Source organism: Candidatus Poseidonia alphae, assembly GCF_943787815.1.
Lineage (GTDB): Archaea > Thermoplasmatota > Poseidoniia > Poseidoniales > Poseidoniaceae > Poseidonia > Poseidonia alphae.
Window position 1 is genome coordinate 612489 of sequence record NZ_CALSNW010000001.1, and the last position, 13058, is coordinate 625546.

Annotated in this window: 9 protein-coding genes and 1 tRNA gene; 7 read left to right on the forward strand and 3 right to left on the reverse strand. The window is 50.6% G+C overall.

Annotation, left to right across the window (positions count from 1 at the left end; genetic code table 11):
- Positions 1-4: 4 nt before the first annotated feature.
- Positions 5-349 (reverse strand): hypothetical protein, encoded by a 345-nt coding sequence (locus AAA857_RS02690; RefSeq protein WP_338172842.1) that lies wholly within the window; start codon positions 347-349, stop codon positions 5-7.
- A gap of 40 nt (positions 350-389) precedes the next feature.
- Here AAA857_RS02690 and AAA857_RS02695 point away from each other — a divergent pair, with 40 nt between their 5' ends.
- On the forward strand, positions 390-515 hold the full coding sequence (locus AAA857_RS02695) for a hypothetical protein (protein WP_338172845.1): 126 nt from the start codon (positions 390-392) through the stop codon (positions 513-515).
- On the opposite strand, the gene AAA857_RS02700 is transcribed toward AAA857_RS02695, so the two are convergent.
- Positions 512-1153 carry a hypothetical protein gene (locus AAA857_RS02700; RefSeq protein ID WP_338172847.1) on the reverse strand — a complete coding sequence of 214 codons (642 nt, stop codon included), beginning with the start codon at positions 1151-1153 and terminating at the stop codon, positions 512-514. The two genes, AAA857_RS02695 and AAA857_RS02700, sit on opposite strands and share 4 nt — an antisense overlap.
- A gap of 44 nt (positions 1154-1197) precedes the next feature.
- Positions 1198-1917, reverse strand: coding sequence for a hypothetical protein (locus AAA857_RS02705; RefSeq protein WP_338172850.1), 720 nt, complete (start codon positions 1915-1917; stop codon positions 1198-1200).
- 119 nt (positions 1918-2036) lie between these two features.
- Between AAA857_RS02705 and AAA857_RS02710 the strand changes: the two genes are divergently transcribed.
- The 6 genes from AAA857_RS02710 (at position 2037) to AAA857_RS02735 (ending at position 13008) form a co-directional block, all read left to right on the forward strand.
- Complete coding sequence (locus AAA857_RS02710; RefSeq protein ID WP_338172852.1) at positions 2037-2228, forward strand: hypothetical protein; 192 nt, start codon at positions 2037-2039, stop codon at positions 2226-2228.
- Complete coding sequence (locus AAA857_RS02715; RefSeq protein ID WP_338172853.1) at positions 2221-4491, forward strand: heavy metal translocating P-type ATPase; 2271 nt, start codon at positions 2221-2223, stop codon at positions 4489-4491. Before AAA857_RS02710 ends, AAA857_RS02715 begins: the two co-directional genes overlap by 8 nt.
- A 36-nt stretch (positions 4492-4527) precedes the next feature.
- Positions 4528-4740, forward strand: coding sequence for a cation transporter (locus tag AAA857_RS02720; RefSeq protein WP_338172856.1), 213 nt, complete (start codon positions 4528-4530; stop codon positions 4738-4740).
- Positions 4741-4780: 40 nt separating this feature from the next.
- A tRNA-Leu gene (locus AAA857_RS02725) sits at positions 4781-4864 on the forward strand.
- Between the two features lie 1508 nt (positions 4865-6372).
- Positions 6373-9210 (forward strand): hypothetical protein, encoded by a 2838-nt coding sequence (locus tag AAA857_RS02730; RefSeq protein ID WP_338172858.1) that lies wholly within the window; start codon positions 6373-6375, stop codon positions 9208-9210.
- A gap of 276 nt (positions 9211-9486) precedes the next feature.
- Positions 9487-13008, forward strand: coding sequence for a hypothetical protein (locus tag AAA857_RS02735; protein WP_338172860.1), 3522 nt, complete (start codon positions 9487-9489; stop codon positions 13006-13008).
- Positions 13009-13058: the final 50 nt, after the last annotated feature.

Genomic DNA, 13058 nt, shown 5'->3' on the forward strand with positions numbered 1-13058 from the left:
ACCCTCAAAAAAAGGGGGAAAAGAGCGCACTCGTGGTTTCAGGACCGGCGCTTCCACCCATGTATTCGTAATAGATGATTTCTGCAACAGAACTCCACCCCTGATCACAGAGGTCGGCCTTCTGGCATATGCGGGCAATGAGGTTCGCCATCTGCTCGTCGGGAAAGGTCGAATGAGATTTCAAAATCTTGGCCATGATGCCATCTTCATCGTTGTCCAGCCAAAATCGAATTTGGCTGCGATCTTCCTGCGTGAGAGGCAGATCCTCATCGGGTTTGTCAAACGCCATATCGATGGCATTGCCGAGCGATTTAGCCCGGTTGAAATCCTCATTCGTGAGTTCCGGCATGAAGACTCCTACGGTGGCGTACTTCAAGAATTGATTGGAAGTGACAACGGCTGAACCTGACCGTTCTGGAAACACACCGGTCATCTTGCAACTTGGACAACGATTCGCCTGCCGCTTGCGAGGATTGGACGTTTGGTCCGGGTCACTTGACCTTGCGCCGATTTAAGCTTCTTCAAGAATCATGTTGACGTGATGCTCAACCTTAGAAATCTCGTCAGATTCGCCAGCTGCAATCAACTTCTTGGTGCCCATGAAGAGAATGAAAACGCCCAAGGGCAAGAACACAAACACTGCATTGTCCTCAAGCCAGTCTGAAATCAAAATCAGGAACCATATGAAGGCCATCACGAAAAATACCCCGCCTGTAAACGAACTGGGTTCAGTGAGAGAGGTCCTTAACTTGTCAGCATCGAACTTCCATCCGAACATCTGCAATCCCATTACACCATGAATCATGAAGGCCAACAGCCAAGCCAATTCAAAATCGCCGAACAGGAAATCCACATGATGGACATCCATGTAATCTGAAATGCTGAACGCCAGCGCTAACGGCATTCCCGTGTAAAACACCATGACCGCCGAGACCCCTGGCCAAGCTTTGTTGACCGTTGTTCCAGCGTAGACTTTGGAGCCAAACCGTCGAGGAGCGACTTCCATCCAAATCATCCAAGCCACCAAATGGAATGAGAAGTATAACATCCATGCTGTTTCATAGAAGAGGCTGAACGCTTCGTCGAAGGATTCAACCAAAATCCAAGCACAAACGGCAGCAGCAAAGGCGTTGAACGTCGCTTGAACTGCCATTGAAGGCTTTCTATTACCATCATCCCACTCCACGAAAAGTTCTCTCAGAAGAGCACCAAGAACCAAGGTTGCGCACAAGAAAGCGGCGGTATCGTCCTGGCCGTTAAGGGCGTAAAAGAAGGGGAATGCACCCATGATCCATGTCGCAGTATAGGTGAAGCGAGCGTCCAACTCGCGCGCTTTTCGGGTTGAGTATAACGCAAGTGCGAGCAAAGGAAGCCAAAGGCCGCTGTTAAACGGCCCAAAGTCACGGTCCCATCGCGGCCACCTGGCCCCTCAACGAACATGATCCACGCCATCAGGGCACTTACGCTGAAGATGATGATTCGCGCTTCATTCAGAAAGATTTCAGCTTTACCGGAATATTGTCTTCGAAACGAAACCCATGAAGCGATAGCGAGAAGACCAAAACCAATGGACATCAACCATTCCTCGGCGTCCACGATAGCGTCGAAGTTCTCGCTGATCAACAATGAAAGGAAACCCACTCCAAAGAGAATCATGGTGGCCCCAGTCGCAGCAGCAGTGCCCAAAGCAATGCGCATCGCATGGTCTGCAAGTACGAATCCCGTGGCCTCTTCATGGCCTGCAACAGGCACACCAGCCTTCGGTGCTTGTGATGACTCAGCTTCGCTTATGTGGCCGAAAGATATTGAGGTTGGTCGCTGTTCTTCAAAGGATTTGATGCTCTCAAAGGATTTGGAATCCAAACGCCCTGCATCCACGTGAAACGAGAGCCGTTCAACAAATTCAGAAGAATCCATCGGCCTAGGTTATCTCGTATTCGCTTAACTATTTCCCCGCCAAAATTAACAAAAACAGTATATTTTTTGATTTTGTAGTCAATACCACCCTTTTTTAATGACTACAAAAACCCCAAATCATGGCCCGCATTACTGCCGAACGTTGTGAATGCAATTGCAAGATGAAACGCCTTTACACCCGCGCTGAAGGCGGGAAAGGCTGGGATGGTGTAGGGTGGATGTGTGGCTGCGGTTGTGGCTGTGTCACTTTAGACGAAGGAACATGGCAACTCATGACCTGTTGCAGTACTGAGGATGAAATCAATGAGTGAACTGACCCTCCAAGTGACTGGAATGAACTGCGCCTCGTGCGTTGCATCCGTTGAAAGAGCTGTTTCCGACATGGAATTCGTGGCGTCAGTAGCGGTCAATCTTCCTCTCGAAAAAGCACGAATCGTGTTGAAACCATCCGCTGACCTCTACGCCAAAATCCAATGCATTGAGGCCATCAACAATGCCGGCTTCAAAGCGACGGAACCAGCACCAACGCCACTGCTGCGTGAACGGCACAAAACCGACCTAAAAGCCCACTTTTCAAAGGTCACTCTCGCCTTTGCCCTCAGTATTCCAGTATTTGTGCTGTCAATGGTGTTTGACGATTTTGGGACCATTGGTGGCCTGAACGCTCGTCTTGTTCTGGCCTTTTTGGCTGCCCTTCCCGTTTATCTTTGGTCGGGGGTTGAATTTCATCGCAATGCCTGGGCTTCATTGCGCCGTGGAACTGCAAATATGGACGTACTTGTCCATCTTGGAACGACGGTGGCAATGCTATGGTCCAGTGCAGTGACTTTCGCCCCGTTGTTCTCATGGAGTCCGAAGTTCATCCTCCAATCTACGCATGTCTTCTTTGACGGAGCGGCGTTCATCGTCACCTTCGTCTTGCTGGGAAATTATCTGGAGGCAAGGGCCAAACTCAAGGCGACCGACGCTGTTCATCACCTGATGGAAATGCAACCCAATGAAGCCTGGGTGGTCTTGGAGATCGGAGGTACAGAAGCACGGCGCGTCGAAGACATCGCAAAGAACACGCTCATCAAAATCCTCCCCGGTGAGACCGTCCCATTGGACGGCCGGGTAGAAGAACATACGGCTCTTGTTGACGAATCAAGCATGACCGGTGAATCGTATCCTGTTCGTAAGGAAGAGGGCGATGAAGTGGTTGCTGGGACGGTCGTTCTCGACGGTACGCTCTATGTGCGCACCACTGCGCTGGTTGGCGATACAATGCTTGCGAAAGTCATCCGCTTGGTCGATGAAGCGCAAATGGGCAAAGCCCCCATTCAGCGTTTGGTTGACCGCGTAGCAAGCGTATTTGTTCCCGTCGTCGTCGTTGCTGCGATTGCAGCCGCCATTGTGTGGTGGCTGTTTGCAGAATCGTTGGCTCCAAGTTCCGATATGGAACCGATTGAAATGGCGGTCATGGTACTGGTCTCCACACTTGTCATCGCCTGTCCGTGTGCTCTGGGCTTAGCGACACCTACCGCCCTTGTGGTCGGGACGGGGCGAGGGGCAGCCTACGGATTGCTCATCAAAGGCATTGAAGCATTGGAACGGGCTCATGCAACCTCAGTGGTCGTTCTTGACAAAACGGGGACCATCACGGCTGGAACGCCAAGGGTCAGTCACATCGAATTGTTGGACAGCGACGTGCGAGAATTGCTCGGCATTGCTTCCGCCTTAGAATTGGAATCAACCCATCCACTCGCTCATGCAGTTCACACCTCTTGGTCCAATGTCACGGACAAACGGCCTGTTGTTAGCGATGTTCGAACCCTTCCTGGCCAAGGTCTGGTTGGGGCAATGGATGGCGAACCCGTAGCCATTGGGACCTACGAATTGATGGACGCCCTTGTCAATGATTTGCCGGATGATTTGGAGCAGAACGTCATCAAACGAGCCAAACGAGGTGTAACGATCATGATGGTTTCCAAAGGCCAACGATTGCTCGGATGGATCGAGGCGAGTGACCGAATCAGAGAAACTTCCGCCCCAGCCATCAAGCGACTCAAGCAATCCGGGATCAAGGTCATCATGTTGACTGGAGACCGAGAAGAAACGGCCCTGACCGTTGCCGAATCGGTGGGGATTGACACCGTTGTGGCCGGCGTAAAACCGGATGAGAAAGCCGAGCATATCCGTGAATTGCAACAGCAAAACGAGGTCGTAGCCATGGTTGGTGACGGCATCAACGATGCTGCTGCACTCACCCTTGCCGACGTTGGATTGGCCATGGGGGCAGGAAGCCAAATCGCTTTGGAAAGCGCAGATATTGTCCTTGTTCGCAATGATTTGGCTGACGCCGTAGCGGCGTTGGAACTTGGACGGGCAACGATGACGAGGATCCGAACCAATCTTGCTTGGGCCTTTGCTTACAACATCATAGGAATCCCTCTCGCCATGGGGCTGTTGTATCCATGGACGGGATGGTTGCTCCCTCCAGCATTTGCTGCGGCAGCAATGTCGCTTTCATCGGTGAGCGTCGTAAGCAATTCTTTACTGCTGCGCTGGTGGCAGCCCTCAAGCGTTCTTCGTTGACGATGAATTCAAAGCATACGAGTTCATGGTATCTGCATGGAAGAAACAACCCATCACCTCGTCATCACCGGCATGACCTGTCCGTCTTGTTCCACGCGGGTTGCAAATGTTTTGAACGGTCATCCCGGAATTGTTCGTGCTGAAGTGTCACATGAAACTGATTCAGGCACCGTGGTAACCCGTGACAATGTTATGCTTCAAGAGGTTGTAAACATCATCCAATCCACTGGCTTTACGGTGAAAGCCTGAGCGACGGTTTGAAATCCGCGAGGCGCGGCCATCAGTTTGCGCGGGGGTCGCCCAGCTTGGTCAACGGCGGTGGGTTTAGGTCCCATTCCTTATCGGTTCGCAGGTTCGAATCCTGCCCCCCGCATCTCTTTTCATCAACAGATGAGAACTGCACGGCTATTTAGCCGAGTAAGTTCGAACCCTGCCCCCGCATATCTTCGCAGTCGCAGGTTTTGAACCATTTTGGAATCGTGTGGGCAAAGTGCGTCTCCTGCGATCGTTGGTGTAAATGTCCTCAACTGCCAATCTCTAACACGTCTTTTTGGTCGTAAAAGGTGACTGCAAGAGGTTTTTCCGAAGTGCAGGAGAAATCATTATACCCCAACGAATTTTGGAGTGGAACATGAATAAGTTTTTGACAATGTTGTTTGCAATAATGCTGGTCCTCTCTGGTTGTTTGGGTGGCGAAGACGTCAGCGGCAATGAAGAACCTCAACCGGTCCTTCTTGACACCGACGGAGATGGTATCCCCGATGTTGAGGATGAAGACGATGACGGTGATTCGTGGTCCGATATTGACGAATTGAATTGTGATTCCGACAGTTTGCTCGCCTCGAGCGTGCCTGCTGACGCCAATGGCGATGGCATCTGTGACATTCGCGACCTTGACGACGATGGGGACTCCTTCGCTGACGCTGTTGAAAACCAATGCGGCTCTGACCCTCTTGACGCCACCAGCGTTCCCGCTGACTTGGACGCCGATGGAACCTGCGATGGTCTTGACGACGACATCGACGGTGATGGCGTAGCCAACGCCGACGACTTCGCTCCAGAAGACCCAGAAAAGTCCGAGGGCGTGAGTGGCTGCACTGACGCCACGGCCTTCAACTACGACGAGGCCGCAGAGGTAGACGACGCCTCCTGTTTCACCCTCACAGACGCAGAAGAAGCCGTGGAAGCTGCCATGGCCGGTATTGCTTCTATGGAAGCAACTGAACTATCAGACGACATGATCATCCAAACGACTTTGACGATGGATGAAGCAAACGGAAAATCAAGACTCTCAATTGCCATGCTCGGGGATGACCTTGAACCCATCTACCAAGCAACCTATGTTGATGACGGCACCGGCTTCGTCGGTGTTGAACTCTACCTCACGCCTGATGAGGGGGGCCTTTCTCCAATCACTGAACAGTACAAAGTAAACGGTGCTTACTACATTCTCGACATGGACGATGACAGCGGTTGGTCCCACTGCGAGTACGACGGCACCGACTGGTACTGTACTGATATTTTCATGATGGGTGAAATGGTGTACAACAGCGACAGTGAAACCGACACCTACCACCTCTACACCTGCGCCAACGGCGACACCGTGCTCCTTTCCCAAGTGAACGATGGCACAGAAGACTGTGCAGACGCCAGCGACGAGCCCAACGTCCAAAGCGACGGGAGTATGTACATGTGTGACGACGGCTCCACCATCGACTTCCACCTCGCCAACGACGGCTCGAAGCCGACTGCGCTGACGGCTCGGACGAAGACAACTTCATTGACGAATTCACATGCCCTGACGGCCCGGTCCTGCCTGGATATTACATCAACGACGGTTACGAAGATTGCGCAGACGGCTCAGACGAGCCCGAATACAACATGGACCAATACGAGACGTCCACTTACACCTGTGAGGATGGAACAACCGTGCCGCTCAGTGATGTCAATGACGACGTTGAGGATTGTCCAGATGGAACGGACGAGAATCCACCCGACGGCGACATCACTGAATTGTTTGAGTTTATATGTGGCGGAGAAAGTTCTTGGGACGATCAGGAAGACGACTCTGATGCAGAAATAATCCCGCTTTCAATGGTGAACGATGGAAACGAAGATTGCGACGATGGTTCAGATGAACCTGCTTACGACGAGAATGGAGCTGAAACCAACTACTACGCATGCTACAATATTGAGACGGATTCGACCTCCGATCTCAACATCAGCAAAGTCAACGATGGCGCGATTGATTGCGACCTGCGAATGGACGAAAGCGCAGCGGCAGGCAACTACACAGAGCGATGGTTCGGCTGGGGGGATGAGACTGAAGAATACACCGGAGAATGTCAAATGGACGGTGACGATTTCGAAATTCCCTGGAGTTGGGTCAACGATGGAATCGACGATTGTGACAACGGCATGGATGAACCCTCCTACGACATCACTGGTGCAGAAGACTCCGTAATCACATGTTATGACGATACAGAAATTGCACTCTCCCTCGCCAACGATGGAACGGATGACTGCGCTGAAGGCGAGGACGAAACCACATGGGACCTTCTCTCAACGTACACATGCGCTGACGGAGATTCAGTGGATTTTGAATGGCTTAACGATGGAGAAGAGGATTGCAATGACGGTAGCGACGAGCCTACCTATGAACTTGAAGAACTGACTGACTTTGAATGCGACGACGGCACGCTCATCCCCTTCTCTTACGTGAACGACGGCAGCGATGACTGTACCAACGCTGAAGACGAGCCCGACTATCAAGAAACAGAATACACCACCTTTGAGTGTGCTTCAGGCGACGAAATTCCTCTCTCCTACGTCAACAACGGCGAAGAAGACTGTCCCACAGGCGACGACGAACCCTCCTACGACCCTATCACGCAAAATGAGGTGTCCACTTACACCTGCTTGTATTCGGGAGAAAGCATTGCGCTCTCCCTCGTGAACGACGGCGGAGATGATTGTGAGGATTCCTCTGATGAACCGGATTATTACGAAGAAGACCTGAACGAGATGGAGTGCGCCGACGGCTCGGACACCATCCCAATCGAATGGGCCAACGACGGTTACGAAAACTGCATGGACGGCTCGGATGAAGCCCAGTACGAGATGCCTGAAGACGAGAGCGTCTTCTACTGCGCTGACGGTTCGCAAATCACCGTGAGCCAGTACAACGACGGTACCGTGGATTGTGCCGATGGTTCGGACGAGCCAACCACCTTCGAGTGCGACGATGGCTCTGATGAGATTCCTTTCGGCTACGTTAACGACGGCTACGATGACTGCTACGACGGGTCTGATGAATCCCTTATTGAAGACCTGAATGTTGCTGACTGCCACGGCTCGGACGATGGCAGCACCCTGACGGTTTCCCAATTCCACGACGGCATCAACGACTGTGCCCCCGACACTTGGATGCAAGACAGTCCAGAACAGTCTTGGGACGAGATGGACTTCGAACTTGCCTCGGAGTGCGAATGGAAGGGAGATGGTATCGGCTGGATGTGCACCGATGTGTTCTTCCCAACTGACGCCACCTACGAAATGTGGATGCACACCGACGAAAACGGTCTTGAGATGATCGGCCTCAACGCCACCTTGAGTGATGGAATGGTTATGACGGCCATGTTCGATGCGGCTACGCACGCTTTCCTCATGATGGAGGAGATCGGCTACGACGAAGACGGCGATATGGACGAACACGTGGTGATAACAAGCAGCACCTACGATCCAACTCTGATTGATGCGTTGACGGTTGACACAACACTTGACACGCACGCTCCACCTTTCGCTGTGGTCTTTAACGGTGAACCTCATGCTGTCGATGACGGCAAGGTCTTCGTGTGCGAAGACGGTGAAGAAGTGCTGTTCGCCTACGCCAACGATGGTGAAGAAGACTGTGCTGACGGAAGCGACGAGCCCACGTACGAGGAAGAAGTCTACACCTGCAGCGACGACGGTTCTGAAATCCCGATGTCTTACGTGAACGATGGCGAAGATGACTGCGCAGACGGAAGCGACGAACCCTCCTACGATGGTGATGGCATCGAAACGTCCATCTTTGTGTGCATCCACAGCGGTGTCGACGGGGATGAAATTCCCTTGTCCTACGTTAACGACGGTTGGACAGATTGTGGAGATGGAACCGATGAAGAAGAGGGTTACAGCTGGGAAATCAGCGGCTTTGAGTGCGACGACGGAGACGAAATCAACCTCTCAGAAGTCAACAACGGCCAACAAGAATGCATGGATGGCTCGGACGAAGCCACCGTCGGTGAAGGCCACGGCTACGGCGACTACGGCTTCATCTCTACAGGCATTGCTGAGTGGACCATCGGTGCTGACGACGACACGCTCGAAGTGGTGTTCGCCATGTGCGACACCTTTGACGATGCAGAAAGTATGTTTGCGGACGCCGACTACTTGCTTTCCAGCGACTGCGGTGATGAACTCGCTCGCTACACGATGGATGAGATCGACAACGGCGACATCACCGGACTCATGTTGATGTACGACGATAATGGGATTCCAATGTTGCTCGTTGACGAAGACTTCGAACTTGATGACTGGAACACCGTTCGACTCTCCACACCAAATGGAGAGTTTGCTGACGAGAACCCGCAAGTGCAGTTGCCTGCTCCAGGCATCGGCTTTGCTATCCTCGCCATGCTCGGTGCTGCCATGATGGCCGGCCGACGCAACGAGTGAACGCTGTCCTATTGCCGACGGGACGATTACCACGGCCAATCGCTTCGCACCACGTGCGGAGGCTGTGTCAACGGCGGTGGGTTTAGGTCCCATTCCTTATCGGTTCGCAGGTTCGAATCCTGCCCCCCGCATCTCTTTTCATCAACAGATGAGAACTGCACGGCTATTTAGCCGAGTAAGTTCGAACCCTGCCCCGCACGATGGTTTCAATTGCACAGAGTTATCCTTATACCCTTTATTCACTCGTAGATAATTATGCCCAACCCTCGGAGAAAGATGTCTGCCCTGATTTTAACAACATTGCTTGTCCTCTCAACCATCGCCTTTTCAGCATCAGCGAATGCGCAAGAAACAACAGGTAGGACTACTGGTAACGAAGAACTCACAGTCTCACTGACATCTGGAACCAAACATATCGAACGGGGTTCTTCGTTTACATTAACCGTTCTTGCTAGTAACCTCGATATGAGTTCTGAATATACGCTTGAGTTGTCATTCTGTGAGCCTCAAGTCGACCAAAATTGGAACACAACGACGCAATCTCAGGAGTATACTCATTACTGCCACGATCTTATTGAACATGAATCCATTGATGATGTAGACCTCGGTTCTGGGAATTCCTTTGTAAGCACAATAATTACAATTGATGACCCTGGTTTGTACGCGAATAACTATGATTCGATAACCAATGAATACGTGGAAAGCGGGCTCTACAACGACACGTATCTTCTCTATGCAGAATTAACAATTCAAGGAGCTCCTGTTACGTCCAATTCCACGAATCCATTTGTTCTCGGCGGTGAGGCAGATGAGTGGGACATTGATGGTTTGAGCAATGTCCTTATCGGAAATAACTTGAATATATTTGGAAGGGTGCTAATAAATTCAGTTGACCAGTATGTCGATCATTACCAAGTCGACTGTGGAATCTATGCCCAAGGAGCATCGGTTGCTTCAACCTCTGCCTCCTCGACTCAGTGGATTTCGTATTGGCATGATTTTGACTTTGAGGTCAGCATCCCGAGTCCAACAACTGCCGGAACACATTTTGTCATGTGCGACCTCATTCGTAACTCAGACTCTGCATCAATGGGAACAATGACCAGCGAAAACATCGAAGTCATCGATGAAGATTACACAGGCCTAGAACATGTGACGCAAAATGGAATTGTCTCGAAACACATCGAGCGAACGGATTCAACAAATACGGTTCAGATTCAAGCAACTTTTGATTTTGAAGAATTATTCCCTGGGACAACCTACGCCCTCAATATCACATTCTGTGAGCCTCAAGTCGACCAAAATTGGAACACAACGACGCAATCTCATGATTATATTCATCACTGCTACGATCTTATTGACGATAGAGATGGCACTTCTGTTGGAATCGATTTTACTCCTACTTTGTCCACTGACTCGATTACAATTACAATCGATGACCCTGGTTTGTACGCGAATAACTATGATTCGATAACCAATGAATACGTGGAAAGCGGGCTCTACAACGACACCTATCTTCTCTACGCAGAATTAACAATTCAAGGAGCTCCTGTTACGTCCAATTCCACGAATCCATTTGTTCTCGGCGGTGAGGCAGATGAGTGGGACATTGATGGTTTGAGCAATGTCCTTATCGGAAATAACTTGAATATATTTGGAAGGGTGCTAATAAATTCAGTTGACCAGTATGTCGATCATTACCAAGTCGACTGTGGAATCTATGCCCAAGGAGCATCGGTTGCTTCAACCTCTGCCTCCTCGACTCAGTGGATTTCGTATTGGCATGATTTTGACTTTGAGGTCAGCATCCCGAGTCCAACAACTGCCGGAACACATTTTGTCATGTGCGACCTCATTCGTAACTCAGACTCTGCATCAATGGGAACAATGACCAGCGAAAACATCGAAGTCATCGATGAAGATTACACAGGCCTAGAACATGTGACGCAAAATGGAATTGTCTCGAAACACATCGAGCGAACGGATTCAACAAATACGGTTCAGATTCAAGCAACTTTTGATTTTGAAGAATTATTCCCTGGGACAACCTACGCCCTCAATATCACATTCTGTGAGCCTCAAGTCGACCAAAATTGGAACACAACGACGCAATCTCATGATTATATTCATCACTGCTACGATCTTATTGACGATAGAGATGGCACTTCTGTTGGAATCGATTTTACTCCTACTTTGTCCACTGACTCGATTACAATTACAATCGATGACCCTGGTTTGTACGCGAATAACTATGATTCGATAACCAATGAATACGTGGAAAGCGGGCTCTACAACGACACCTATCTTCTCTACGCAGAATTAACAATTCAAGGAGCTCCTGTTACGTCCAATTCCACGAATCCATTTGTTCTCGGCGGTGAGGCAGATGAGTGGGACATTGATGGTTTGAGCAATGTCCTTATCGGAAATAACTTGAATATATTTGGAAGGGTGCTAATAAATTCAGTTGACCAGTATGTCGATCATTACCAAGTCGACTGTGGAATCTATGCCCAAGGAGCATCGGTTGCTTCAACCTCTGCCTCCTCGACTCAGTGGATTTCGTATTGGCATGATTTTGACTTTGAGGTCAGCATCCCGAGTCCAACAACTGCCGGAACACATTTTGTCATGTGCGACCTCATTCGTAACTCAGACTCTGCATCAATGGGAACAATGACCAGCGAAAACATCGAAGTCATCGATGACACATCAAACCAAGACGATGCAAGCATGGCTGTTTCAGTTGCTATGCACGCTACTGAGGGATGGGGAACCGTGACCATTACCGCCATTGATTTGGACCCCGGTCAAGAATACCGTTTTGATTGGGTCGTTGAGGACAATGCTGCATCCCCTGCAACGGTCATGATGCAAAATGACCATATTTGGGTTGCAGGAAACGATGGAACACATACCTACGACCTCCCGTTCCACGACCTTGCTGATACGACCGATGCTTGCATCATTGTCGTGTTCAAAGCAGGAACAACAGAACTAGCAACCGATTCCAGCGTCTGTTGGATTTCAGCATCGACCGCCGACGGCGACGGTGATGGCGTTTACGACAAGAACGACCTGTGTGAAAACACACCTGCTGGGGCTACGGTTCAAACTGATGGATGCTCTGATTCCGATGGAGACGGTGTTGACAGTACGATTGAAACCGAATGTGGATCTGACCCGAACGACATCAACAGTGTACCAACCGACCTTGATAACGATGGAACCTGCGACTTGCTCGATGCAGATGCTGACGGTGACGGAGCGCTCAATGTGGACGAAATCGCTGCTGGAACCGACCCGATGGATGCGAACTCTTTCCCATCCAACATGCTGCCTACCTGTGCTGTTTACTATTCCTTGGAAGTGGATGGAATGCCGACTTCGTTTGAGGGAGACGCCGCTATTCCTGCGCTCTCTGGGGCAACGGCACAAGCTGGGGTGAGTTCCTTAACACCACCAGTCATCACCGTTCCTGCAGGAAGTTACTACATCACTGCACACTGCATCGATACCGATGGCGACGATATCACGGTCACCGTGAACGACATCACCGTTGGCCCAATTGCTGGTGAAGTCAGCGCTGGAGCCATCATTGTGATTGGAGAAGATGTGGACGAAACCCTTGACGTCACCGTTTCATGGACGGATGGAACGGACACACTCACTGCAATTATCACCGTTAATATGGACGGAGATTCGGGAACAACGGTCATCCCTGGATTTGGTTTCATGCTCGGTATGATGTCCATCATGCTCGCTGGATTTGTTGCTCTACGACGTGAACAAGAGTGAAACCGTCTTCATATGAACAGTATTGATGGACTAAGCCCTCCTGGCTCAGC

Bases quoted from the DNA above. Each gene is read 5' to 3' on its own strand.
- AAA857_RS02720 (WP_338172856.1), top strand. From the start codon at position 4,528: ATGGAAGAAACAACCCATCACCTCGTCATCACCGGCATGACCTGTCCG.
- AAA857_RS02710 (WP_338172852.1), top strand. From the start codon at position 2,037: ATGGCCCGCATTACTGCCGAACGTTGTGAATGCAATTGCAAGATGAAA.
- AAA857_RS02715 (WP_338172853.1), top strand. From the start codon at position 2,221: ATGAGTGAACTGACCCTCCAAGTGACTGGAATGAACTGCGCCTCGTGC.
- AAA857_RS02735 (WP_338172860.1), top strand. From the start codon at position 9,487: ATGTCTGCCCTGATTTTAACAACATTGCTTGTCCTCTCAACCATCGCC.
- AAA857_RS02730 (WP_338172858.1), top strand. From the start codon at position 6,373: ATGGACCAATACGAGACGTCCACTTACACCTGTGAGGATGGAACAACC.
- AAA857_RS02700 (WP_338172847.1), bottom strand. From the start codon at position 1,153: ATGGCAGTTCAAGCGACGTTCAACGCCTTTGCTGCTGCCGTTTGTGCT.
- AAA857_RS02705 (WP_338172850.1), bottom strand. From the start codon at position 1,917: ATGGATTCTTCTGAATTTGTTGAACGGCTCTCGTTTCACGTGGATGCA.
- AAA857_RS02690 (WP_338172842.1), bottom strand. From the start codon at position 349: ATGCCGGAACTCACGAATGAGGATTTCAACCGGGCTAAATCGCTCGGC.